The sequence below is a fragment of the Nocardioides sp. YIM 152315 genome, assembly GCF_029210375.1.
Classification (GTDB): domain Bacteria; phylum Actinomycetota; class Actinomycetes; order Propionibacteriales; family Nocardioidaceae; genus Nocardioides.
Genome location: NZ_JARGER010000033.1, coordinates 77071 through 101641, shown reverse-complemented (window position 1 = coordinate 101641; position 24571 = coordinate 77071). Strand labels below are relative to the sequence as shown.

Genomic DNA, 24571 nt, shown 5'->3' with positions numbered 1-24571 from the left:
ACTTTCGTCTACGTCGGGCCGAACTCCCGGCTACTCCGAGAGCAAGAACTCCTGAACGATCTCCGGGTTCCGTCCGGGCTCCTCCGGTACGACGACCGCGGCGTCGCCCCAGGCGAGGCCGACGCGCTCGAGCGACCACCGGGAGGTCTTCCAGTTCGTCCGCGCGACGAGCAGGTGCGTGGCGTCGGCCCAGGCGGCACGACTGAGGACGTCACCGTTCCCTGCGGACTCGTAGCGGCCGACCTCCTGGAGGTCCAGGTCGTAGGTCGCACCGATGCCCCACATGTTGTTGTCACCCGCGAGCCCGAAGAGGTGCTGCCCGTCGGGGGAGAACCGGAGGTTGGCGGTCCCGCACCCGCGCGCGACCATCTGCGCGGGGTCGGGGTCGTACAGCCCCGAACATCCGAACTGGGGGTCCGCGTCGTCGGCGTACTGCACCGCCCACAGCTCGCCGTCGGGGCTGACGTCGCTCACCCGGAACGGCTCGCCGGTCGTCAGCTCCTCGTAGCCCTGCGGGGTCAGCTCGCCGGTGGTGGTGTTCCAGTCGCCGACGAGGAGGTGCTCGGCGTCGATCACTGCGTCGATGCTGCCCGGGGACTCTCCCGGCATCGGGATCCCGGGCAGCTCCGCAGGCTCGGCGACGCCGCTGGAGAGCACTCGGACCGTGAAGTCCTTCGCGACCCAGGCGACCGCGTCGTCCTGTGCCGAGGCCGTGATCGCGTTGCTCTGTGCCGGGTACCTCGCCTCGAGGGTGCCGTCCGGCGCGTAGACCCGGATCGGGGACGGCTGCATCATCGCGAGCACGATCCGGCCGTCGGTCAGGACGACCAGCTGCGAGACGTCGGCGTTGTCGACGTCGAGGGGCACGGTCTGCCCGTCCGGCAGCGTGACCACGCCGTCGTGCAGCACCGAGGCGCCGGGCGTGTCGGTCGGGACGGGTGCGGGCTCGGGGGCCTTGTCGCTCCCACCGCCCGTCAGGGCCGCCGGCACCATCACCACGGCCGCGACCGCGGCGGCGACACCGACGGCGGCCGCCGCACGCCGGCGCCGCCGGATCCGGTGCGCGCGACCGCGCACGGTGTGGAAGGAGAGCGGCACGCCATGCACGTCGTCGGCGCGGCGCTCCAGCTCCCGCACGAAGGTCTCCTCGGTCATCGCTCCTCCTTCCCGTCGGTCGGTCGACTGCTCGGGCTCAGGTCGCTGGGGGTTCGCTCGCGGAGTGCGGCGAGGGCCCTGCTGCACTGGGACTTCACGGTGCCGGCGGAGATGCCGAGCACCTCCGCGGTCTCGGCCTCGGTCAGCTGCTCGTAGTAGCGCAGCACGACCACCGCGCGCGCCCGGCGCGGCAGCGTCTGGACGACGTCCCAGACCGCGGCGGACCGTCCCTCGTCGTACTCGTCGTGCACCGCCGTGCGGTCGGGCACCTCACTGGAAGCGACCTCGCGTCGGCGCCAGGCGCGCCGCCACAGCGAGTTGTTCTCGTTGACCAGGATCCGCCGCACGTAGGCGTCGACCGAGTCGCGCTCGTGCACCCGGTCCCAGGCCAGGTAGAGCTTCGCCAGGGCCGTCTGCAGCAGGTCCTCCGCCTGGTGCTGGTCGCCCGTGAGCAGGTACGCCGTGCGCAGCAGTCGCGCCTGGCGCGCCTGGAGGTACGCCGTGAAGTCGGCGTCGCGGTCCGTCATGGCCGCTCCAGTCTCTCCGATCGTCGTCTGCACACCCCCCGAGACGCGGCCGCGCGCCGGAAGGTTGCAATTCCGGCCCGATGCGGTTGGCTGGCCGCATGCATCAGGTGAAGGGCGTGGTCGCCCGTGGGAAAGGTCAGCCGGTCGAGGTCGTCACGATCAACGTGCCGGACCCGGGTCCGGGTGAGGCGCTGGTGAAGGTGCAGGCCTGCGGGGTCTGCCACACCGACCTGCACTACCGCGAGGGCGGGATCAACGACGACTTCCCGTTCCTGCTCGGTCACGAGGCCGCCGGCGTGGTCGAGGCGGTCGGGCCCGACGTCACGGGCGTGGCGCCGGGTGACTTCGTGGTCCTCAACTGGCGTGCGGTCTGCGGGGAGTGCCGGGCCTGCAAGCGCGGCGACCTGCACTACTGCTTCAGCACCCACAACGCGACCCAGAAGATGACGCTCGCCGAAGGCCCGGATGCCGGCACGGAGCTGTCGCCGGCGCTGGGCATCGGCGCGTTCGCCGAGAAGACCCTGGTCGCCGCCGGCCAGTGCACGAAGGTCGACCCGGACGCCCGCCCCGCCGCGGTCGGGCTGCTGGGCTGCGGCGTGATGGCCGGCATCGGCGCGGCGATCAACACCGGCGCGGTGTCGCGCGGCAGGTCCGTCGCCGTGATCGGCTGCGGCGGCGTCGGCGTGGCGGCGATCGCCGGCTCCGCACTCGTCGGCGCCAGCCCGATCATCGCGGTCGACATCGACCCCAAGAAGCTCGAGACCGCGAGGCGGATGGGCGCCACCCACACGGTCGACTCCTCGGCGTCGTCGGGGCTCGACCCGGTCGAGGAGATCAAGCGGATCTGCGGGGAGTTCTTCGAGGGCGCCGAGGGCGCCGACGTGGTCGTCGAGGCGGTCGGCCGTCCGGAGACGTGGAAGCAGGCGTTCTACGCCCGCGACCTCGCCGGGACGGTCGTCCTGGTCGGCGTGCCCACTCCCGACATGACGGTCCCCGACCTGCCGCTGATCGACGTGTTCGGCCGCGGCGGTGCCCTGAAGTCCAGCTGGTACGGCGACTGCCTGCCCAGCCGCGACTTCCCGATGCTGGTCGACCTCTACCGGCAGGGCCGGCTCGATCTCGACGCGTTCGTGACCGAAGAGATCGGGATCGGCGACATCGAGGCGGCGTTCGAGCGGATGCATCACGGCGACGTGCTGCGAAGCGTCGTGGTGCTCTGATGGCCCGCGTCGACCACGCCGTCTCCAGCGGCACCTTCACCCTCGACGGCGAGACCTTCGAGGTGGACAACAACATCTGGGTGGTCGGCGACGACCGCGAGTGCGTCGTGATCGACGCGCCGCACGACGTCGCCGACATCCTCGCGGTGGTGGGGGACCGCAAGGTCAAGGCGATCGTGTGCACGCACGCCCACGACGACCACGTCCGGGTCGCGCCCGCCCTGCGGGAGGAGGCCAACGGTGGACAGGGTGCGCCGATCATGCTGCACCCCGACGACCGGCCGCTGTGGGAGCTCACCCACACGAAGTACCTGTGGGACCTCGACCTCGCCGACGGCCTCCCCATCGAGGTGGGGGGTACGACGCTGCGGGTGCTGCACACGCCCGGCCACGCCCCGGGCGCGGTCTGCCTCTACGCGCCCGACCTCGGCTGCGTCTTCACCGGCGACACCCTCTTCAACGGCGGCCCCGGCGCGACCGGCCGGTCCTACTCCGACTACGACCTCATCAAGGAGTCCATCCGGACGAAGCTCTTCGCGCTGCCCGACGACACGGTCGTGCACACGGGGCACGGCGACGACACGACGATCGGCGCCGAGAAGGCAAGCCTGGCCTGAGGTATCTCCGCACGGTCGGCACCATCGCCGGCACGCGGCATTCGCCGGGGGCCGCGGTGCTGTTGGTCCGTCGTGTCAGAACGGCCGCACCAGCAGCGCGATCCCGTGCCCGGCGGCCCGGGTCAGCACGATCGTCGCCTCGCCGTCGCCGCCCAGGTCGAGCCGCTTGCGCAGCTGGTCGGGCACGATGTCGACGCCGCGCTTCTTGATCGTCAGCCGCCCGACGCCGCGCTCCCTCAGCGCGGCGCGCAGCTGCTTCTCCCGGTAGGGGAGCTCCTCCAGCACGCGGTAGCCGCGCGCGAACGGCGTACGGAACGACGCGTCGGAGGTGACGTAGGCGATGTGCTCGTCGACGAGGCCGCCGTCGACGCCGGCGGCCACGGCGGTGACCAGCCCGGCGCGGATCACGGCGCCGTCGGGCTCGTAGAGGAACTCGCCGACCGGGCGGACGGACGCTCCGGGGTCGTCCTCGGAGGTGAGCGTCGCGAGGCCGCCGTCGGCGATGACCGTCGCGCGTCGCGCCGTCGTCGCGAGCCGGCCCGACCACAGTGCGGCCTCCTTCACCTCGCCGTGGTCGCTCACCCACTCGGCCTCGACGTCGTGGGGCAGCAGGTCGTGGGGGATGCCCGGCGCGACCTTCACGCAGGAGTCGCGGGCGAGCAGACGCTCCACGAAGGGCCACGGCGGCGTCCAGTCGTCGACGTCGAAGGTGCGGCCGCGCGCGCCGCGGCGGGCGGGGTCGGCGAAGGCCACGTCGAACGGCGTGGTGTCGATCGTCGTCGCGTCGGCGACCTGCACGGCGCCGGGGAGGCCGAGCGCGGCGAGGTTGGCGCGGGCCACCTCGACCCGCACCGGGTCGAGGTCGACGCCCGCGCAGACCAGCCCCGCCCGGGCGGCGGCCACCAGGTCGCCGCCGATCCCGCAGCCGAGGTCGACGAGCGTGGTCGCCGACGCGGCCACGAGTCGGGCGGCCCGGTGCTCGGCGACCCGCAGCCGGGTCGTCTGCTCGAGCCCGTCGGGGGTGAAGTACATCCGGTCCGCGAGGTCGCCGAGCTTGTCGCGGGCGCGCACGCGCAGCGTCGCCTGGGTCAGGGCCGCGGCGACCTGCGCGGGCTCCGCCGTACGACGCAGCCGGGTCTGCGTGGCCAGCGAGTCGTCCCCCGCGGCGACGGCGTCGGCGAGCAGTCGCTGGCCGTCGTCGGTGAGCAGCCACCGGAACGCCTCGAGGTCCACGGTCCCGATCCTGTCAGGCGGGGGTCATGCTGGCACTCAGTCGGGGAGAGTGCTAGTTTCTGATCTGGCACTCTCCCCGTGAGTGTGCCAGCGCCTGTGACCCGGTGCGACCCCCGCGACGGCGTACCGGAACCGCAGGCGCCAGACGTGCCTCATCCACATCAGCCACGAAGTACCAGAAAGTGGAGGTTGATCAGAAGTGTCGGTCAACATCAAGCCTCTCGAGGACCGCATCGTCGTCAAGCCGCTCGACGCCGAGCAGACCACGGCCTCGGGCCTGGTCATCCCGGACACCGCCAAGGAGAAGCCCCAGGAGGGCGAGGTCCTGGCGATCGGTCCGGGCCGGATCGACGACAACGGCAACCGCGTCCCGCTCGACGTGAACGTCGGCGACAAGGTCATCTACAGCAAGTACGGCGGCACCGAGGTCAAGTACGCCGGCGAGGACTACCTGATCCTCTCGGCTCGCGACGTCCTCGCGGTCGTTTCCTGAAGTTCCTGACGGGTCGTCCGCCTCTCCGCTGTCCCTGACTGCGCCTGAGGCGGACGACCCGATCTTCGTAAGAGGAGAGATATGCCGAAGATCCTGGAGTTCGACGAGAGCGCCCGCCGCAAGCTGGAGCGCGGCGTCGACGCCCTCGCCAACGCCGTCAAGGTGACGTTGGGCCCCAAGGGCCGCTACGTCGTCCTCGACAAGAAGTGGGGCGCCCCGACCATCACCAACGACGGCGTCACCGTCGCGCGTGAGGTCGAGCTGGACGACCCGTTCGAGAACCTCGGTGCCCAGCTCACCAAGGAGGTCGCGACCAAGACCAACGACATCGCCGGTGACGGTACGACGACCGCGACCGTGCTCGCCCAGGCGATGGTCCACGAGGGCCTCCGCGCGGTCGCGGCCGGCGCGAACCCGATGGGCCTCAAGCGGGGCATGGACGCCGCGGCCGAGGCCGTCGGCGACGCGCTCAAGGAGGCCGCCCGCGAGGTCGACTCCGTCGAGGACATGGCCTCGGTCGCGACGATCTCGAGCCGCGACGGCGTGATCGGCGACCTGCTCTCGCAGGCCTTCGACAAGGTCGGCAAGGACGGTGTCATCACCGTCGAGGAGTCCAACACCCTGGGCACCGAGCTCGACTTCACCGAGGGCATGCAGTTCGACAAGGGCTACATCAGCCAGTACTTCGTCAGCGACCCGGAGCGCATGGAGGCCGTCCTCGACGACCCCTACATCCTGCTCCACCAGGGCAAGATCTCGGCCGTCGCCGAGCTGCTTCCGCTGCTGGAGAAGGTCATCCAGTCGGGCAAGTCGCTCTTCATCCTGGCCGAGGACGTCGAGGGCGAGGCCCTGTCGACCCTGGTCGTCAACAAGATCCGCGGCACGTTCAACGCCGTCGCGGTGAAGAGCCCGGCCTTCGGTGACCGCCGCAAGGCGATGATGCAGGACATCGCGACGCTGACCGGTGGTCAGGTCGTGGCGCCCGAGGTCGGCCTGAAGCTCGACCAGGTCGGGCTCGAGGTGCTGGGCCAGGCCCGCCGCGTCGTGGTGACCAAGGACAACACCACGATCGTCGACGGCGCCGGTGACGCGGGCGAGGTCGAGGGCCGCGTCAACCAGATCAAGTCCGAGATCGAGTCCACCGACTCCGACTGGGACCGCGAGAAGCTCCAGGAGCGCCTCGCGAAGCTGGCCGGCGGCGTCTGTGTGATCAAGGTCGGCGCCGCCACCGAGGTGGAGCTGAAGGAGAAGAAGCACCGCATCGAGGACGCCGTCTCCGCGACCCGCGCCGCGATCGAGGAGGGCATCGTCCCCGGCGGTGGCTCGGCTCTCATCCACGCCGTGTCGGTGCTCGAGGGCGATCTCGGCCTGACCGGCGACGAGGCCGTCGGCGTCCGCGTGGTCCGCAAGGCGGCCGACGAGCCGCTGCGCTGGATCGCCGAGAACGGCGGCGAGAACGGCTACGTCGTCACCACCAAGGTGCGCGATCTCGGCACCGGCAACGGCTACAACGCCGCCACCGGTGAGTACGGCGACCTGGTCGCCCAGGGCGTGCTCGACCCGGTCAAGGTCACCCGCTCCGCGCTCGTCAACGCCACCTCGATCGCGGGCATGCTGCTCACGACCGAGACGCTGGTCGTCGACAAGCCCGAGGAGGAGGAGCCCGAGGCGGCCGGTCACGGTCACGGCCACGGTCACTGATCCACCACCACCGACGCTGACCCGCCCGAAACTTTCGGGCGGGTCAGCGTCGTTTCAGGGTGAAGGCGGCGTCAGCGCCCGCGTCGGGCGTCATGCCCTACCAACGTGCTCAGTCGCAGTTCGGTTGCACGGGGTCGCGCTCGACATCCCGCCGCAGGTAGATCGGATGGCCGTTGCAGGCCCGGCCCGCCTCGACGTACTCGTCCTCGATGACGGCCGCCAGCTCGTCGACACCCTCGTCCGACCACGCGTCCACGGAGACCCACTCGACCAGCCACGTGGGCGCACGCGGGCCGGCGAGCAGGGCGGCCAGGTCGGTGTACCCCGGGTCCCTCGTGCGCATCGGCAGGCTCCACAGGTAGGGGTACGGCGAGGCCAGGCCGCTGGACCGCTGCAGGTCGGCGCGACCACCGAACACGACGAGGGTGTCGCCCGGCTCCGCCGACGCCGCGACCGCCTCGCCGGTGCGGACCTCGTCGAACTCCTGCTGCCCGGTGAGGTTCCAGGCCAGCCAGAAGGCCATGCCCGCGCACGCCGACGCGGTCGCGAAGACCACGACGCCGCGCATGGTCCGGCCCCGCCGGTCGTCGCGCCCGGCGAGCAGGGCGGTGCAGAGCGCGGCGCCCGGCACGAGCGGGATCAGGTAGTCCTGCCAGAAGCTGCCGCCGGCGCCCAACGAGACCAGGTCGACCACCACGACCGCGCAGGTCGCCGCCACCACCGGCGGGTCGTCGTGCCGCAGCTCGCGCAGGTGGGCGACGAGGCCGGCCAGCACGGCCAGCAGTCCGGTCGCCAGCGCGATCACCAGCAGGATCCAGGCCCGCCGCTCGGGCGCGTCGGTGGTGCCGTCCGCGATCACCCGGGCCGCCGCGCCGCGGAATCCGTAGACCGTGTCCCACAGCGTGCCGAGCCGCACCCCGGTGGCCTCGGCCCACGCGATCGTCGCCAGCACCGGTACGCCGGCACCCGCCGCCCCGGCGCCGGCGAGCGCAGCCGCGGAGCGGCCGCGCAGCCGACCGGTGCGCCACCCGACGAGGAGCAGCACGCCGGCGAAGAGCAGGCCCGTCGCGAGGTTCTGCTTCAGCCCGAGCGCCAGTGCCGCGGCGACACCCGCGGCGAACGCGACCGGCCACGAGCCGCGGCGTACGGCCAGCAGCGTGAGCAGGATGCTGCCGAGCACGCACGGCAGCGCGAGCAGCTCGCCCTTGACGGCGACGATGTCGATCATCGGGTTCGAGAGCAGCGCCGCGGTGAGGACCGCCGTCCAGATGGTGGCCCGCGGCCCGCTCACCGTGCCGGCGACGGCCGCGGCCAGCAGCACCGAGAGCCCCGCGACGAGTGCCCCGAGCACGCGCAGGGTCGTGACTCCGCCGAGGGCGTCCACGGCGTCGAAGACGGCCACCAGCGGTGGCGGCCGGTCGACCCAGTAGGTGCCGAAGACGCTGTCCGGGCGGGGGTCCCAGGCGCCCGCGACGAGCAGGAAGCCGGCCTCGTCGGCCCGGACCGGGCGGGTCAGCGCGGGGAGCCGGGCCAGCACCGTCGCCGCGACGGCGATCGCGACCGGATGCCGTCGGACGAAGTCGCGCACGGGCCCCACCTTCTCAGGTCTCCGCGCGTCCCCCGGTGGTGACACCCGGCCGCTTCGGGCCGTCGGCCGTCGCCGGTAGGCTGTCGGAGTGGAGCTGCCGGAGAAGTTCGCCCCGCTGGGCCTGACCTACGACGACGTCCTCCTGCTGCCTGGTCACTCCGACCTCGCGCCCGCGGACATCGACATGACCTCGCGGTTGACCCGCGAGATCTCGTTGAAGGTGCCGCTGGTGAGCGCCGCGATGGACACCGTCACCGAGTCCCGGATGGCGATCGCGATGGCGCGCCAGGGCGGCCTCGGCGTCCTCCACCGCAACCTCTCGATCGAGGACCAGGCCTACCAGGTCGACCTCGTGAAGCGGACCCAGACGGGCATCATCCCCAACCCGGTCACCATCGGACCCGACGCGACGCTCGAGCAGCTCGACCGGCTCGCGGGTGAGTACCGCGTCTCGGGCTTCCCCGTGGTCGACGCCGACAACCGCCTGCTCGGCATCATCACCAACCGCGACCTCCGGTTCACCCCGGTCGCGGAGTGGTCGACCACGAAGGTCGACGAGGTGATGACCCCGATGCCGCTCATCACCGGCCCGGCCGACATCGACCGCGACGAGGCCACCACCCTGCTGCGTCGGCACAAGCGGGAGCGGCTCCCGCTCGTCGACGCCGAGGGCCGCCTCGCCGGCCTGATCACCGTGAAGGACTTCGTCAAGGGCGAGCAGTTCCCCAACGCGACCTACGACGACGCGGGTCGTCTCATGGTCGGCGCGGCCATCGGCTACTTCGGTGACGCCTGGCAGCGGGCCACCACGCTCATCGAGGCCGGCGCCGACGTGCTCGTCGCCGACACCGCCCACGGCAACGTACGGTTGCTCCTCGACATGGTCCGGCGCCTCAAGACCGACCCGGCGACCAGGCACGTCCAGGTCGTGGGCGGCAACGTCGCGACCACCGAGGGAGCGCAGGCCTTCGTCGACGCGGGCGCCGACGCGGTCAAGGTCGGTGTCGGTCCTGGCTCGATCTGCACGACCCGCGTCGTGACCGGTGTCGGCGTACCCCAGGTCACCGCGGTCCACGAGGCGTCGCTGGCCTGCAAGCCGGCCGGCGTACCGGTGATCGCCGACGGCGGTCTCAAGCACTCGGGCGAGATCGCGAAGGCGCTGGTCGCCGGCGCCGACACCGTGATGATCGGGTCGCTGCTCGCCGGCTGCGAGGAGTCGCCGGGCGAGCTGGTCTTCGTCAACGGCAAGCAGTTCAAGTCCTACCGGGGCATGGGCTCGCTCGGCGCGATGTCGAGCCGCGGCAAGAAGTCCTACTCCAAGGACCGCTACTTCCAGGCGGAGGTCAGCAGCGACGACAAGATCGTCCCCGAGGGCATCGAGGGCCAGGTCGCCTACCGCGGCCCGCTCGCGGCCGTCGCGCACCAGCTCATCGGCGGCCTCAACCAGTCGATGTTCTACGTCGGCGCACGGACCATCCCGGAGCTGCAGGAGAAGGGCCGCTTCGTCCGCATCACCCAGGCCTCGCTCCAGGAGAGCCACCCGCACGGCGTGCAGATGACCGTCGAGGCGCCCAACTACTCCGGTCGGTAGACCAGCACCCGCGCCTCGGCGTCCGGCCCGCCAGCCGCAGCTCCACGGTGTGGTCGCCGGCGAACAGGACGCCGGCATCCATCCCCCCGGGACCCTGCGGCTCGTCGCTCCTCGGGAAGCCTCCCCACCCGCCCTCGGGAGCGCCGGCCCAGCTCTCGGGCTCGGGCAGGTCGGCGTACGCGTGCTCGCCGTTCCATCGGCGCCGCCACCACGACGCGAAGGTGTTGACGAGGATCCTGCGGACGTACGGCTCGGGGTCCCCCTGGATCCGCGGCCACGAGAACCACGCCTTCGAGAGCGCGGTCTGCAGCAGGTCCTCGGCCAGCGCGTGGTCCCGGGTGAGGAGGTACGCGGTGCGCAGCAGTCGCAAGGATCGGGCGGCGACGAACTCGTCGAAGTCCGCGCTCGCGCTCACGTCACCTCCCGGGATGGCCGGGCTCGGCGCACCGGCCAGGGCTTCCATACCCTGCCCGACGCGCTGGGCGCGGCCGAAGGTTGCCCCGCCTCTCGATAGGCTGGATCGGTGACCGACATCGAGATCGGCCGGGCCAAGCGCGCCCGCCGCGCCTACTCCTTCGACGACATCGCGATCGTGCCGTCCCGGCGCACGCGTGACCCCGAGGAGGTCAGCACGGCCTGGCAGATCGACGCCTACCGGTTCGAGATCCCCGTGCTCGCCGCGCCGATGGACTCGGTGATGTCGCCGACGACGGCGATCGCCCTGGGCCGGTACGGCGGGCTGGGAGTGCTCAACCTCGAGGGCCTGTGGACCCGCTACGAGGACCCCGACCCGCTGCTCGAGGAGGTCGCCGGGCTGCAGGGCACCGACGCGACCCGGCGGCTGCAGGAGATCTACCGCGAGCCGATCAAGGCCGAGCTGGTCACCGAGCGGCTGCGGGAGATGCGCGAGGCGGGCGTCACCGTCGCCGGTTCGCTGTCGCCCGCGCGCACCAAGGAGCTCGCGAAGGCCGTCGTCGACGCCGGCGTCGACATGTTCGTCATCCGCGGCACCACCGTCTCCGCGGAGCACGTCTCCTCGCAGGCCGAGCCGCTGAACCTCAAGGAGTTCATCTACGAGCTCGACGTGCCGGTCATCGTCGGCGGCTGCGCGACCCACCAGGCGGCCCTGCACCTGATGCGCACCGGCGCCGCCGGCGTGCTCGTCGGCTTCGGCGGCGGGGCGGCCCACACGACCCGGACCGTCCTCGGTGTCGCCGTACCCATGGCCTCCGCGGTCGCGGACGTCGCCGCGGCGCGCCGGGACTACCTCGACGAATCCGGCGGCCGCTACGTCCACGTCATCGCCGACGGCTCGATCGGCAAGTCGGGCGACGTCGCCAAGGCGATCGCCTGCGGCGCCGACGCCGTCATGGTCGGCTCGCCGTTCGCCCGGGCCAGCGACGCGCCGGGCCGCGGGTTCCACTGGGGCACCGAGGCCCACCACCACGACCTGCCGCGCGGCCAGCGGGTGCAGTTCGAGACCATCGGCACCCTCGAGGAGATCCTCTTCGGCCCGTCCCGCGTCGCCGACGGCACCATGAACCTCGTCGGCGCGCTGCGCCGGTCGATGGCGACCACGGGCTACACCGAGGTCAAGGAGTTCCAGCGGGTCGAGGTCGTCGTCGAGTGAGGACGAGGTGAGCGACTCCGTCTCGGTGACCATCCACACCGACGGCGCGTGCGTGCCCAACCCCGGCCCCGGAGGCTGGGGCGCGCTGCTGCGCTACGGCGAGCACGAGCGCGAGCTCTGCGGCGGCCAGGCCGAGGCGACCACCAACAACCGGATGGAGCTCACCGCGCCGATCCGGGCCCTGGAGGCGCTCACCCGGCGCAGCGTCGTACACCTCTACACCGACAGCACCTACGTGCGCAGCGGCATCACCTCGTGGGTCGGGTCGTGGCAGCGCAACGGCTGGCTCACGAGCGCCAAGCAACCGGTCAAGAACGTCGACCTCTGGCAGGAGCTCGTCGCGGCGTGCGGGCGGCACGACGTGCACTGGCACTGGGTCAAGGGGCATGCCGGCGACGAGGGCAACGAGCGCGCCGACCGGCTCGCCGCCCGCGGCCTCGCCGAGGCGCTCGCGGCGGCACCCCTGTGACGCGCCTCCTCGTCGCCGCCGCGCAGGCCGCCTCCGTGTCGGGAGACCTCGACGCCAACGTCGCGACGGCCGCCCGACTCGTCGGACTCGCCGCCGGCCAGGACGTGCGGCTGGTGGTGCTCCCCGAGGCCTTCCTGACGGGCTACGACGTCGACGCGTTCGCCGGGCCGCTGCCCGGGGTCGAGGGGCTCGAGGGACGCTGGCTCGACCCGCTCCGCGCGGCGGCGACCGACGGTGGCGTCACCGTCGTCGCGGGCACCGCGCTGCGCCGCGGCGACGCGCGCCGGCTCTCCCAGGTCGTCCTGCGTCCCGACGCCACCACGACCGCGCCATACGACAAGCAGCACCTCGACGGTCTCGAGAAGCAATTCTTCACCGTCGGCGACCACGGCGCGTCGATCACGGTCGGCGGCGTCGAGCTGGGGCTGTCGATCTGCTATGACGGCTGCTTCCCCGAGCACGCCCAGGCGGCCGCGCTCGACGGGGCCGCCGGCTACCTCGCGTCCGCGGCGTACTTCCCCGGCGGCGCCCATCGCCGCGACCTCTACTACGCGGCTCGCGCGCTCGAGAACGGCATGTACGTCGTGCTCGCCGGGCTGACCGGCCGATGCGGCGGCTCCGAGTTCATCGGCGGCTCCGCCGTCTACGACCCCGAGGGTCGCCCGCTCGCCCGGCTCGACGACGAGGAGGGCCTGGCGATCGCCGAGATCGACACCCACGTCGTCGCGCAGACCCGCGCCACGCACACGATGGTCGTCGACCACCGTGAGTCGCTCGGGCGGCGAGAGCGCCACTGACGTCCAGGCGGGCCAGCCCGTCTGTGCCATCGGAGCGCGGCCCGCCTGACAGGTGAATGACGCGATCGGGCTATGCCGACGCGCTGGGGCGCGGGTCTACGTTGCTCGCTGGGGGAGCCGTGGGGGATCTCGGGTTCGGTGCCCGAGCCGGGAGTCGGTCCGACGGAGCGTCTCCGGCTCGGGCCCCTTCGGCCGGTGAGGTCATCGGGCCTTGACCCACATCACGACCGTCGCCGCCACCGTCACCAGCGCTCCGAGGCACAGCGCGACCCGGTCGGCCGACGGGGGTCGCAGGGCCATGGGTCGCAGCGTAGGGATCCGGCGCCGCCGTGGCGTCCCCTCATCGGGGTAGCGATTCTCCCGTTTGCCAGACTGGACCACATGACCCGCCCCAGCGCGCTCGGACCCGCCGCCCGCGACGCCGCGCTTGCGGCGATGACGGGCACCGACGGCCAGGCAGAGCTCGACGTGCTGGTGGTCGGTGGTGGTGTGGTGGGTGTGGGTGCGGCGCTGGATGCGGTGACCCGCGGCCTGAGTACGGGGTTGCTCGAGCAGCGCGATCTGGCATCGGGGACGTCGTCGCGGAGCTCGAAGCTGGTCCATGGTGGGTTGCGCTACCTGGAGATGCTCGACCTGGGGCTGGTGCGTGAGGCGCTCGAGGAGCGGGGGTTGTTGCTGACGCGGTTGGCGCCGCACCTGGTGCGGCCGGTGCCGTTCTTGTATCCGTTGACCCATCGGGGTTGGGAGCGGGCGTACGTCGGTGCGGGTCTGGCGCTGTACGACGGCATGGCGTTGGCGGGCCGGTACGGGGTGGGGCTGCCGCGACACCGGCATCTCTCGCGTCGGGGGGTGCAGCGGATCGCGCCGGACTTCGACCCGGGGTCGCTGACCGGGGCGATCAAGTACTGGGACTGCCAGGTCGACGACGCGCGCCTGGTGGTCACGATCGCCCGGACCGCGGCCGCGCATGGCGCGCACGTCGCGACCCGGGTGAAGGTGACCGGTTTCCTCCGCGAGGGGGAGCGCGTCGTCGGCGTACGCGCCCGGGATCTGGAGCACGGGCGGGACGTGGAGGTCCGGGCCCGGGTGGTGATCAACGCCGCGGGGGTGTGGACCGACGAGATCCAGGCCCTCGTGGGCGGTCGGGGTGCGTTGCACGTGCGGGCCTCGAAGGGCATCCACCTGGTGGTGCCGCGGGACCGGATCCGGTCCGAGGCGGGGTTCATCGTGCGCACCGAGACCTCGGTGCTGTTCGTGATCCCGTGGGGTCGGCACTGGATCATCGGCACCACGGACACGGCGTGGGATCTGGACAAGGCGCATCCGGCGGCCTCGCGCGCGGACATCGACTACGTGTTGGCGCGGGTGAACGCGATCCTGCGGGAGCCGTTGGACCACTCCGACGTGGAGGGGGTGTATGCGGGGCTCCGTCCGTTGTTGTCGGGGGAGTCCGAGCCGACCTCGCGGATCTCCCGGGAGCACACGGTGGTCACCCCGGTCCCCGGGCTGGTGATGATCGCGGGCGGGAAGCTGACGACCTACCGGGTGATGGGGCGCGATGCCGTCGATGCGGCCGCGCACTCGCTGACCAGCGTGCTGGGAGTGGCGGTGCGGGACTCGATCACCGACCGGGTGCCGTTGCTGGGTGCCGCGGGCTGGGAGGCCCGGACCAACCAGCGGGTGCAGCTTGCCCGCCGCAGCGGGCTGCACGTGGCGCGGGTCGATCACCTGCTGGGCCGGTACGGGGGGCTGGTCGACGACCTGGTGTCCCTGGTGGAGTCCCGGCCGGACCTGGGCGTGGCGTTGGAGGGTGCGGAGGACTACCTGGCCGCCGAGGTCGTCTACGCGGTGACCCATGAGGGTGCCCGGCACCTCGACGACGTGCTGACCCGTCGTACCCGGATCTCGATCGAGACCTTCGACCGCGGCACCGCCGCCGCCCCGGTCGCCGCGCGGTTGATGGCCGCCGAGCTGGGCTGGTCCGCCGAGCGGACCGCCGAGGAGATCGACCACTACCTGCGCCGCGTCGAGGCCGAACGACAGTCCCAGCTCCAACCCACCGACCAGGAGGCCGACGAGGCCCGCGTGGTCGTCCGCGACATCGTCTGATCTCGGCTTCCCGTCGAATCGGTACTTCTGCCGGTTGAGTCGGGACTTTCGACCAGTTGAGTCGGGAGTTCACTGCCGGGTCGTGACCGAAAGTCCCGACTCGAGCGTCACAACCCCCGATTCGACCGTCACAAGTCCCGACTCAACGAGGACCGTTGACAACTAGAACACGTTCCACCGATGCTGGGGCGGCAGCGTGTGAGACCGAGGTCACACGCGGAGGGAGGACCCGTGACGCAGGCGCCGCCGCCGGCCGACATGAAGATGCAGCGCTCGAGTCGCGACGCGACGACGCTGCCCGCCCGACTGGCCGAGTGGCTGGCGACCGTGCTCCCGGCCGGCGCCGACCCGGTGGTCACGCTGCACAGCGGCGTCGACGCCAACGGCATGTCGTCGGAGACGATCGTCCTCGACGTGGACTGGGTCGAGGACGGCGAGCGCCGGCACGGCGAGTACGTCGCCCGGGTCGCTCCGGCCGCCGAGGACCTGCCGGTCTTCCCCCACTACGAGCTCCAGGACCAGTACGACGCGATCCGGCTCGTCGGCGAGCTGACCGACGTCCCGGTGCCTGCCGTGGGATGGATGGAGCCGACCGGCGAGGTGCTCGGTACGCCGTTCTTCCTCATGGACCGCATCGAGGGCGTCGTCCCTCAGGACGTGCTGCCCTACAACTTCGGCGACAACTGGCTGCACGACGCGTCCCTCGAGGACCAGCGCCGCCTGCAGGACACCAGCGTCGGCGTGCTCGCGAAGCTCCACGCGATCCCGGACGCCGCCACGGCCTTCGGCTTCCTGGAGCCGCACCAGCCGGGCGCCACCCTCCTGCAGAAGAACCTCGCGCGCACCCGCGCCTGGTACGACTTCGCGGTCGCCGACATCGGCCGCTCGCCGCTCGTGGAGCGCGGGCTCCACTGGCTCGAGGAGCACCTGCCCGAGACCGACGAGGTCGTGCTGGTCTGGGGCGACTCCCGCATCGGCAACATGATGTACGTCGACTTCGAGCCGGTCGCGGTCCTGGACTGGGAGATGGCGGCGATCGGTCCGCGCGAGCTCGACGTGTCCTGGATCGTCTTCGCCCACCAGGTCTTCGAGACGATCACCGGGATGCTCGAGCTGCCCGGCATGCCGCACTTCCTGGCCGAGGGCGACGTGAAGGCGGCGTACGAGGTGGCGGCGGGCGTGGAGCTCGGCGACCTGCACTGGTACCACGTCTACAACGCCGTCCAGTGGTGCATTGTCTTCATGCGCACCGGTGCCCGCCAGATCCACTTCGGCGAGATCGAGCGGCCCGACGACGTCGAGACGCTCTTCCACCACAAGCCGCTGATGGAGCGGCTCCTCGAGGAGGCGGGGGCATGAACGACATCACGCCGCTCGACGAGTTCCCGCTCCACCAGGCGCCGCTGCCGCTGGCCTACGCCAACAGCAGCGACCGCAACTTCTACGACCGGTGGTACTTCAACGCGCACGACCGCACCGGCGACATCATGCTGGTCACCGGCATGGGCTACTACCCCAACCTCGGCACCAAGGACGCCTTCGTCCTGGTCGCCCGCGACGGCCGGCAGACCGCGGTCCACCTCTCCGACCTGATGGACCAGGACCGGATGAGCCCGCGGGTCGGCGGCTACCGGATCGAGGTGCCCGACCCGCTCCGCAAGGTCCGTGTCGTCCTCGAGGAGACCGACGGCCTGGCGCTGGATCTCACCTGGGAAGGCACCTGCGACGTCGTCCAGGAGCAGCCCCACGTGCTGCGCTCGGGGAGCCGGGTGACGCTTGAAGCCCAGCGGTTCGCCCAGCTCGGTGCGTGGAGCGGCACGATCGTCATCGACGGCGAGGAGATCGCCGTCGATCCGAGTGTCTGGCTCGGCAGCCGCGACCGCTCGTGGGGGATCCGTCCCGTGGGCGAGGCGGAGCCGCCGGGCGCGCCGAGCGATCCGCCGTTCGAGGGCATGTGGTGGCTCTACGTCCCCGTGCAGTTCGACGACTTCGCCATCGTGCTGATCGTCCAGGAGAGCCCCGACGGCTTCCGGACCCTCAACGACTGCACCCGGATCTGGAAGGACGGTCGGATGGAGCAGCTGGGCTGGCCGCTGATCGACATCCGCTACGCGTCCGGCACCCGTACGCCGACCGGGGCGACGATCCGGTGCACCACGCCCGAGGGCAAGCCGTTGGTGCTCGAGGTCGAGTCGCGGCTCGCCGTACCCCTCCACGTCGGTGGTGGGTACGGCGGCGACCCCGACTGGATCCACGGCATGTGGAGGGGCGAGCGCTTCAGCGAGCGCGTCACCTACGACATGGCCGACGACGCCGTGCAGGGCCGCTTCATGTTCGGCTGCGTCGACCACGTCGGGAGGGCGACCGCTGACGGCCACGAGGGCTGGGGCCTCTTCGAGCACTTCTGCATCGGCCGCCACGACCCGTCCGGCTTCGCCGACTTCTTCACGCTCGCCCCCTGACCCGAGAGGACCCTCATGACGCTCGACCGCACCGCATTCTTCATCGACGGCGACTGGGCCGCGCCGGCCACCGGGGACACGATCCAGGTCGTCTCGCCGCACTCCGAGCAGGTCGTCGCGACCGTGCCCGAGGGCAGCAGGGCCGACATCGACGCGGCGGTCGCCGCCGCGCGCCGGGCCTTCGACGAAGGCCCGTGGCCGGGGATGACGCCGGAGCAGCGCATCGAGGTCGTGCAGAACTTCTCGAACCTGTACGCCGCGAAGCTGGGTGAGATGGCCGAGGTGATCTCGACCGAGATGGGCGCGCCCCTGTCCTTCTCCAACCTGGCCCAGGCGCCGGCGCCGTGGATGCAGATCGAGGCGTTCCTCGGCATCGCGCGGACCTACCCCTGGGAGGAGACCCGCGCCGGTGCGCTGGGCGAGGTGCTGGTGCGCCGCGAGCCGGTCGGCGTGGTGGCGGCGATCCCGCCGTGGAACGTGCCGCAGTTCACGATCATGTCCAAGCTCGTGCCCGCACTGCTGGCCGGCTGCACCGTCGTGGTCAAGCCGGCACCCGAGACCCCGCTCGACACCTACCTGATGGCCGAGCTCCTGCAGGAGGCCGGCGTACCGGCCGGCGTCGTCAACATCGTGGCCGCCGGCCGCGAGGTCGGCGAGCACCTCGTGCGCCATCCGGGCGTCGACAAGGTCGCCTTCACCGGCTCCACCGCCGCCGGCCGCGCGATCGCCTCGATCTGCGGCGAGCAGCTCAAGCGGGTCTCGCTCGAGCTCGGCGGCAAGTCGGCCGCGATCGTCCTCGACGACGCCGACCTCGCCGCGACCATGGAGGGCCTGAAGTTCACCGCGCTGATGAACTCCGGGCAGGCCTGCGTCGCGCAGACCCGCATCCTCGCCTCCCGCGCCAACTACGCCGCCGTGGTCGACGCGCTCGCCGAGACCGTCGCCGGCATGGCCGTCGGCGACCCCCTCGACCCCGCCACCGAGATCGGTCCGATGGTCGCCCAGCGCCAGCAGGAACGGGTCGAGAAGTACATCGCGCTCGGCCAGGAGGAGGGCGCCCGGGTCGTGGTCGGCGGCAACGGCATGCCCGACGGTCTGTCGTGCGGCTGGTATGTCCGCCCCACCGTCTTCGCCGACGTCGACAACCGGATGCGGATCGCCCAGGAGGAGATCTTCGGTCCGGTGCTCTCGGTGATCGCGTACGACGACGTCGACGACGCCGTGCGGATCGCCAACGACTCCGAGTACGGACTCGCCGGCACCGTCTGGACCGGCGACGTCGACGCCGGCCTCGACGTCGCCCGCCGGGTCCGCACCGGCACCTACGGCGTCAACACCTACACGATGGACTTCGCGGCGCCCTTCGGCGGCTACAAGTCCTCGGGCGTCGGCCGCGAGTTCGGCCCCGAGGGCCTCGCCCACTACACGGAGCTGAAGTCCATCTACAAGCCGTAGCGGTGCCTTGTCAGGGGATCGGGCGGCCGGTGGAACGAGCGGGCCAGCGCGCAGAGCTACTCCGGGGTAGCAAGCGCGACGGAGGTCACCTACCCTCGGGACACATGAGCCCCCACCACCCCACGCCGGCCGGGGACCCCGCGGTCGTCGGCCCGCACGACCCCGAGCACGACCCGCGCGCGTCGTACGCGCTGGAGCCGGAGTACGTCGCGGCGCTCACAGACCGGCTGGTCGCGACGAGCGGACAGACGGCGGGGGTGCGCTCGCCCCTCAACGACGCCCCGCTCGCGCACGTCCCGCAGTCGACCATGGCCGACGTGACCGAGGCCTTCGGGCGGGCCCGGAGGGCCCAGGTCGCGTGGGCGCGCATCCCGGTCGAGGAGCGGCAGCGGGCGCTGCTGCGGCTGCACGACCTCGTGCTCGACCGTCAGGATGAGATCATCGACCTGATCCAGTGGGAGACCGGCAAGGCCCGCAAGCACGCGTTCGACGAGCCGCTGCACGTCGCGCTCACCGCCCGCTACTACGGGCGTACGGCGCACCGACACCTGGCCGGCGAGCGCAAGCTCGGCGTCGTGCCCGGCCTGACGCGGGTCGAGGTCAACCGCGTGCCCAAGGGCGTGGTCGGCATCATCTCGCCCTGGAACTACCCGTTCGACCTCGCCCTGATCGACGGCATCGCCGCGCTCGTCGCCGGCAACGCCGTGGTCGCCAAGCCCGACGCGCAGACGATGCTGTCCGCCCTGCTCGGCGCCGAGCTGCTCGAGGAGGCGGGCATCCCGGGCGACCTCTGGCAGGTCGTCGCCGGCCCCGGCGCCGAGATCGGCGGGGCGATCGTCGAGCGCGCCGACTACGTCTGCTTCACCGGCTCGACGTCGACCGGCCGGTCGATCGCGCGCGCGTGCGCCGAGCGGCTGATCGGGTGCTCGCTGGAGCTCGGCGGCAAGAACCCGCTGCTCGTGCTCCGCGACGCCGACGTCGAGAAGGCGGCCGAGGGCGCGATCCGCGCGTCCTTCTCCAACTCCGGGCAGCTGTGCGTCTCGATGGAGCGGATCTTCGTGGCCGACCAGGTCTACGACCGCTTCGTGGAGCGCTTCGTCGCCCGGGCCCAGGCGCTGACGCTCGGCTCGACGCTCGCGTGGGGCAACGACATGGGTCCGTTGATCTCGCAGGCGCAGCTCGACACGGTGACCGCGCACGTCGAGGACGCCGTCGCCAAGGGCGCCCGCGTACTGACGGGCGGCAACGCCCGGCCCGACCTCGGGCCGTACTTCTTCGAGCCGACCGTCCTCGAAGGCGTCAGCCCCGAGATGGCCTGCTTCGGCCAGGAGACCTTCGGGCCGGTCGTGTCGCTCTACCGGTTCCACGACGAGGCCGACGCGGTCGCCCGCGCCAACAGCGGCGAGTACGGCCTCAACGCCTCGGTCTTCAGCGAGGACCGCGCCCGCGCCCGCCTCATCGCGCGGCACCTCCGGTGCGGCACCGTCAACGTCAACGAGGCCTTCGCCGCGACCTTCGCCAGCCTGGACGCCCCGATGGGCGGCATGCGCGAGAGTGGCCTGGGCCGCCGCCAGGGCGCCGAGGGCGTGCTGCGCTACACCGAGACCCAGTCGGTCGCCACCCAGCGGCTGGTCCGGTTCGGGCCGCAGCTCGGCATGTCCGACGAGACCTACGCGAAGGTGATGAACGCCAACCTGCGCCTGATGAAGCGACTGGGACGCGCGTGAGCACCGCGTCGAGCGGTACGACGTACGACTTCGACGTCCTCGTCGTCGGCTCCGGCTTCGGCGGCTCCGTGGCGGCGCTCCGGCTCACCGAGAAGGGCTACCGGGTCGGTGTCCTCGAGGCCGGCGCGCGCTTCGAGGACGACGACCTGCCGGAGACGTCGTTCGAGGTCACGAGGTACCTCTTCCGGCCCGAGGTCGGGTGCTACGGCATCCAGCGCATCGACGCGCTGCGCGACTGCCTGATCGTCTCCGGCGCCGGGGTCGGCGGCGGCTCACTCGTCTACGCCAACACCCTCTACGAGCCGCTGTCGCCGTTCTACGACGACCCGCAGTGGAGTCACATCACCGACTGGCGCGACGAGCTCGCGCCCTTCTACGACCAGGCGAAGAGGATGCTCGGCGTGGTCGAGAACCCGCTGCGCACCCCGTCCGACGACGTGATGGAGAAGGTCGCCACCGAGATGGGGGTGCGGGACACCTTCCACCCGGCCCCCGTCGGCGTGTTCTTCGGCGAGCAGGGCGCCGGCATGGGGCAGGAGATCGACGACCCGTTCTTCGGCGGGGCCGGTCCGGCGCGCAAGACCTGCATCGCCTGCGGCTCCTGCATGACCGGGTGCCGGCACAACGCCAAGAACACGCTGGTCAAGAACTACCTCCACCTCGCCGAGCGGAGCGGCGCGAAGGTCCTCCCGCTGACGACCGTGACCCGGGTCCGGCCCCGCAAGGGCGGCGGGTACGACGTGCACGTCCGCCACACGAAGGCCAAGCTGCCCCGGCGCGGCTCCCGGCGGGTGCTGACCGCCGAGCAGGTCGTGTTCGCGGCGAGCGCGCTCGGCACCCAGCGGCTGCTGCACCGGATGCGCGACGAGGGCCACCTGCCCCGGCTCTCTGACCGGCTGGGTCACCTCTCCCGCACCAACTCCGAGTCGATCGGCGGCGTGATCGCGCCCGACACCAGCGTCGACTACTCCCAGGGCATCGCGATCACGTCGAGCTTCCACCCGGACGACGACACCCACATCGAGCCGGTGCGCTACGGCCCCGGCAGCAACCTGATGTCCCTGCTGCAGTCGGTGCTCACCGACGGCGACGGCGACGAGCCGCGCTGGCGCACCTGGCTGCGGGAGATGTGGCGGCAGCGCAGGGAGATCACCAACCTCTACGACATGTCGCACTGGTCGGAGCGCACCGTGATCGCGCTGGTGATGCAGAGCCTCGACAACTCGATCACGACGTACACGAAGCGGATCCCCGGCACCCGCCGGCGCTACCTGACGTCGAAGCAGGGCCACGGCGTGCCCAACCCCACGTGGATCCCCGCCGGCAACGAGGCGATCCGCACCATGGCGTCGATCATGGACGGCTTCCCCGGCAGCGCCGTGGGCGATGCGTTCAACAAGCCGCTGACCGCCCACTTCATCGGCGGCTGCGCGATCGGCGACTCGCCGGAGACCGGCGTGGTCGATCCCTACCAGCGCGTCTACGGCCATCCCGGACTGCACGTCGCCGACGGCTCTGCGGTGACCGCAAACCTCGGGGTCAACCCGTCGCTGACGATCACCGCGCAGGCGGAGCGCGCGATGGCGTTCTGGCCCAACAAGGGCGAGGCCGACGCCCGCCCGGCGCTCGGCACGGCGTACCGTCGGATCGCCGCGGTGCGACCGGTCGCACCGGTGGTGCCCGACGAGGCCCCGGGGGCGCTGCGACTGCCGGTCGTGGGCGTGAGCTGACCCCGTTCGTCGCGGCGTGACGACCGCCCGTCGCGCCGACGAGAAAAGACCGAATTGCCCGTGACCCGGGTCTTGACCTCTCGTTGAGCCAGCGGACCCGGTCACACGCTCCCTCCCACCGGCCGGGTCCCATGTCCAGGCGCTGTCCGGCAGTTGCGTGGACGGTCAGGGCCCGGCCATCCCTCCCTCCCCGGCCGGGCCCTGATGCTTTCGCCAGCCGGGCGCGCGCGGAGCGCGCGCCCGGCATCGGCGACAGGGGGGAGCAGGGCTCGTTCGCCGGAGCGAAGCGACCGCGGAGGACGGCCGTGGGTCGAGACACCGGCGAGTTCCGACCTCACCCTCGGGCCTCGATAGGCTGCGCGCATGACGCAGACGCCGGAGCACGATCTGGTCCTGGTGGTCGACTTCGGCGCGCAGTACGCCCAGCTGATCGCCCGCCGCGTGCGCGAGGCGCGGATCTACTCCGAGATCGTGCCCCACACGATGCCGGTGGCCGACATGCTCGCCCGCGGGCCCAAGGCGATCATCCTCTCGGGTGGTCCGTCGTCGGTGTACGCCGAGGGTGCGCCCGGGATCGACGCGGCCCTGTTCACGGCCGGCACCCCCGTCTTCGGGATGTGCTACGGCTTCCAGCTGATGGCGCAGGGCCTCGGCGGCGAGGTCGCCCACTCCGGCGCCCGCGAGTACGGCCGCACCGCGGTCACGGTGGGCCGGGGCGGCACCCTGCTCGCCGAACTGCCCGCCCAGCACACCGTCTGGATGTCCCACGGCGACTCGGTGACCGCCGCGCCGGCGGGATTCGACGTGCTCGCGTCCACCGCGACCACACCGGTCGCGGCGTTCGAGGACGTCGACCGTGGCCTGGCCGGGGTGCAGTGGCACCCGGAGGTGCTGCACACCGAGCACGGCCAGAAGGTCCTCGAGCACTTCCTCGTGCACATCGCCCACTGCCGGCAGACCTGGACGATGGTCAACATCGTCGACGAGCAGGTCGACCGGATCCGTGAGCAGATCGGCGAGCGCGGCCAGGCGATCTGTGCGCTGTCCGGCGGGGTCGACTCCGCCGTCGCCGCGGCTCTCGTCCAGCGGGCGATCGGCGACCGCCTGACCTGCGTCTACGTCGACCACGGGCTGATGCGCAAGGGGGAGACCGAGCAGATCGAGCGCGACTTCGTGGCCTCGACCGGCGCGGACCTGCGCGTGGTCGATGCGGAGAAGCAGTTCCTCGACGCCCTCGCGGGGGTCAGCGACCCCGAGGAGAAGCGCAAGATCATCGGGCGCGAGTTCATCCGCGTCTTCGAGGCGGCCGAGGCCGAGGTGCTCGGCCCGAGTGCCGCCGAGGGCGAGAAGGTCGCGTTCCTGGTGCAGGGCACGCTCTACCCCGACGTCGTCGAGTCCGGCGGGGGAGCGGGCACCTCCAACATCAAGTCCCACCACAACGTCGGCGGCCTGCCCGACGACCTCGAGTTCGAGCTCGTCGAGCCGCTGCGCACGCTCTTCAAGGACGAGGTGCGTCTCGTGGGCGAGCAGCTCGGCCTGCCCGCCGAGATCGTCTGGCGACACCCCTTCCCCGGCCCCGGCCTGGGCATCCGGATCGTCGGCGAGGTCACCCGCGAGCGCCTCGACGTCCTCCGGGAGGCCGACGCCATCGCGCGCGAGGAGCTGACCCGCGCCGGCCTCGACCGCGACATCTGGCAGTTCCCGGTCGTGCTGCTCGCCGACGTCCGCAGCGTCGGGGTCCAGGGCGACCACCGCACGTACGGCCACCCGGTCGTGCTGCGGCCGGTCACCTCCGAGGACGCGATGACCGCCGACTGGGCGCGGCTGCCCTACGACGTCCTCGAGCGGATCTCGACGCGCATCACCAACGAGGTGCGCGAGGTCAACCGGGTCGCCGTCGACATTACCTCGAAGCCGCCGGGCACCATCGAGTGGGAGTGAGTCAGGCGGTTTGACCTGCGGAAACATCCGCCGACCTGTACTGATCGAAGATGTGATCCTGACCCTAACCATTGAGGTTCGGCTGGCCGATAAGTAGCGCATGAGCGGAACTCGCATGGGCGACAG

At 71.8% G+C, this 24571-nt stretch carries 20 protein-coding genes; 15 read left to right on the top strand and 5 right to left on the bottom strand.

Annotated elements, in window-relative coordinates:
* Positions 1-30: 30 nt before the first annotated feature.
* Both PZ894_RS10590 and PZ894_RS10585 read right to left on the bottom strand, forming a co-directional pair.
* Complete coding sequence (locus PZ894_RS10590) at positions 31-1155, bottom strand: hypothetical protein (protein WP_275744574.1); 1125 nt, start codon at positions 1153-1155, stop codon at positions 31-33.
* A complete protein-coding gene (locus PZ894_RS10585; protein ID WP_275744572.1) occupies positions 1152-1682 on the bottom strand; it encodes a SigE family RNA polymerase sigma factor in 531 nt (176 codons plus the stop codon). The genes PZ894_RS10590 and PZ894_RS10585 overlap by 4 nt, the downstream gene beginning before the upstream one ends.
* 98 nt (positions 1683-1780) lie before the next feature.
* Between PZ894_RS10585 and PZ894_RS10580 the strand changes: the two genes are divergently transcribed.
* Complete coding sequence (locus PZ894_RS10580; protein ID WP_275744571.1) at positions 1781-2902, top strand: S-(hydroxymethyl)mycothiol dehydrogenase; 1122 nt, start codon at positions 1781-1783, stop codon at positions 2900-2902.
* Positions 2902-3519, top strand: coding sequence for an MBL fold metallo-hydrolase (locus PZ894_RS10575; protein WP_275744570.1), 618 nt, complete (start codon positions 2902-2904; stop codon positions 3517-3519). Before PZ894_RS10580 ends, PZ894_RS10575 begins: the two co-directional genes overlap by 1 nt.
* A gap of 75 nt (positions 3520-3594) precedes the next feature.
* Here the strand turns inward: PZ894_RS10575 and PZ894_RS10570 are convergent, their stop codons facing one another.
* Complete coding sequence (locus PZ894_RS10570) at positions 3595-4752, bottom strand: class I SAM-dependent methyltransferase (RefSeq protein ID WP_275744568.1); 1158 nt, start codon at positions 4750-4752, stop codon at positions 3595-3597.
* Positions 4753-4951: 199 nt separating this feature from the next.
* On the opposite strand from PZ894_RS10570, the gene groES reads away from it, so the two are divergent.
* Together groES and groL are read left to right on the top strand one after the other, a co-directional pair.
* The gene (gene groES, locus PZ894_RS10565) at positions 4952-5245 is read left to right on the top strand and encodes a co-chaperone GroES (RefSeq protein ID WP_275744566.1); all 294 of its coding nucleotides are present in this window, start codon (positions 4952-4954) and stop codon (positions 5243-5245) included.
* 81 nt (positions 5246-5326) lie between these two features.
* Positions 5327-6946 carry a chaperonin GroEL gene (groL, locus tag PZ894_RS10560; protein ID WP_275744564.1) on the top strand — a complete coding sequence of 540 codons (1620 nt, stop codon included), beginning with the start codon at positions 5327-5329 and terminating at the stop codon, positions 6944-6946.
* 109 nt (positions 6947-7055) lie between these two features.
* On the opposite strand, the gene PZ894_RS10555 is transcribed toward groL, so the two are convergent.
* Entirely contained in the window at positions 7056-8534 is a 1479-nt protein-coding gene (locus PZ894_RS10555; protein ID WP_275744562.1) for a hypothetical protein, read from the bottom strand.
* An 88-nt stretch (positions 8535-8622) separates the two neighbouring features.
* Here PZ894_RS10555 and guaB point away from each other — a divergent pair, with 88 nt between their 5' ends.
* Positions 8623-10125 (top strand): IMP dehydrogenase, encoded by a 1503-nt coding sequence (guaB, locus tag PZ894_RS10550; RefSeq protein WP_275744561.1) that lies wholly within the window; start codon positions 8623-8625, stop codon positions 10123-10125.
* Here guaB and PZ894_RS10545 read toward each other — a convergent pair.
* A complete protein-coding gene (locus PZ894_RS10545; RefSeq protein WP_275744559.1) occupies positions 10046-10540 on the bottom strand; it encodes a sigma factor in 495 nt (164 codons plus the stop codon). The genes guaB and PZ894_RS10545 overlap by 80 nt on opposite strands.
* A 108-nt stretch (positions 10541-10648) precedes the next feature.
* Between PZ894_RS10545 and PZ894_RS10540 the strand changes: the two genes are divergently transcribed.
* From PZ894_RS10540 to guaA, 10 genes are all read left to right on the top strand, one after another.
* Positions 10649-11755, top strand: a complete 1107-nt coding sequence (locus PZ894_RS10540) for a GuaB3 family IMP dehydrogenase-related protein (RefSeq protein ID WP_275744557.1) — start codon at positions 10649-10651, stop codon at positions 11753-11755.
* 7 nt (positions 11756-11762) lie between these two features.
* A complete protein-coding gene (gene rnhA / locus PZ894_RS10535) occupies positions 11763-12224 on the top strand; it encodes a ribonuclease HI (RefSeq protein WP_275744555.1) in 462 nt (153 codons plus the stop codon).
* Positions 12221-13021, top strand: a complete 801-nt coding sequence (locus PZ894_RS10530; RefSeq protein ID WP_275744553.1) for a carbon-nitrogen hydrolase family protein — start codon at positions 12221-12223, stop codon at positions 13019-13021. The genes rnhA and PZ894_RS10530 overlap by 4 nt, the downstream gene beginning before the upstream one ends.
* 381 nt (positions 13022-13402) lie before the next feature.
* A complete protein-coding gene (locus PZ894_RS10525; RefSeq protein ID WP_275744551.1) occupies positions 13403-15130 on the top strand; it encodes a glycerol-3-phosphate dehydrogenase/oxidase in 1728 nt (575 codons plus the stop codon).
* Between the two features lie 231 nt (positions 15131-15361).
* Entirely contained in the window at positions 15362-16489 is a 1128-nt protein-coding gene (locus PZ894_RS10520; RefSeq protein ID WP_275744550.1) for a phosphotransferase family protein, read from the top strand.
* Positions 16486-17592, top strand: coding sequence for a hypothetical protein (locus tag PZ894_RS10515; protein ID WP_275744548.1), 1107 nt, complete (start codon positions 16486-16488; stop codon positions 17590-17592). Before PZ894_RS10520 ends, PZ894_RS10515 begins: the two co-directional genes overlap by 4 nt.
* 15 nt (positions 17593-17607) lie before the next feature.
* Positions 17608-19047 (top strand): aldehyde dehydrogenase, encoded by a 1440-nt coding sequence (locus tag PZ894_RS10510; RefSeq protein WP_275744547.1) that lies wholly within the window; start codon positions 17608-17610, stop codon positions 19045-19047.
* Between the two features lie 104 nt (positions 19048-19151).
* On the top strand, positions 19152-20774 hold the full coding sequence (locus PZ894_RS10505) for a succinic semialdehyde dehydrogenase (RefSeq protein WP_275744546.1): 1623 nt from the start codon (positions 19152-19154) through the stop codon (positions 20772-20774).
* On the top strand, positions 20771-22504 hold the full coding sequence (locus PZ894_RS10500; RefSeq protein WP_275744545.1) for a GMC family oxidoreductase: 1734 nt from the start codon (positions 20771-20773) through the stop codon (positions 22502-22504). Before PZ894_RS10505 ends, PZ894_RS10500 begins: the two co-directional genes overlap by 4 nt.
* A gap of 363 nt (positions 22505-22867) precedes the next feature.
* Positions 22868-24445, top strand: coding sequence for a glutamine-hydrolyzing GMP synthase (gene guaA / locus PZ894_RS10495; RefSeq protein WP_275744543.1), 1578 nt, complete (start codon positions 22868-22870; stop codon positions 24443-24445).
* Positions 24446-24571 lie beyond the last annotated feature (126 nt).

Coding starts and splice junctions, on each gene's coding strand:
- PZ894_RS10590 (WP_275744574.1), bottom strand. CDS start 1,155: ATGACCGAGGAGACCTTCGTGCGGGAGCTGGAGCGCCGCGCCGACGAC.
- PZ894_RS10585 (WP_275744572.1), bottom strand. CDS start 1,682: ATGACGGACCGCGACGCCGACTTCACGGCGTACCTCCAGGCGCGCCAG.
- PZ894_RS10580 (WP_275744571.1), top strand. CDS start 1,781: ATGCATCAGGTGAAGGGCGTGGTCGCCCGTGGGAAAGGTCAGCCGGTC.
- PZ894_RS10575 (WP_275744570.1), top strand. CDS start 2,902: ATGGCCCGCGTCGACCACGCCGTCTCCAGCGGCACCTTCACCCTCGAC.
- groL (WP_275744564.1), top strand. CDS start 5,327: ATGCCGAAGATCCTGGAGTTCGACGAGAGCGCCCGCCGCAAGCTGGAG.
- PZ894_RS10525 (WP_275744551.1), top strand. CDS start 13,403: ATGACCCGCCCCAGCGCGCTCGGACCCGCCGCCCGCGACGCCGCGCTT.
- PZ894_RS10515 (WP_275744548.1), top strand. CDS start 16,486: ATGAACGACATCACGCCGCTCGACGAGTTCCCGCTCCACCAGGCGCCG.
- PZ894_RS10510 (WP_275744547.1), top strand. CDS start 17,608: ATGACGCTCGACCGCACCGCATTCTTCATCGACGGCGACTGGGCCGCG.
- PZ894_RS10505 (WP_275744546.1), top strand. CDS start 19,152: ATGAGCCCCCACCACCCCACGCCGGCCGGGGACCCCGCGGTCGTCGGC.
- guaA (WP_275744543.1), top strand. CDS start 22,868: ATGACGCAGACGCCGGAGCACGATCTGGTCCTGGTGGTCGACTTCGGC.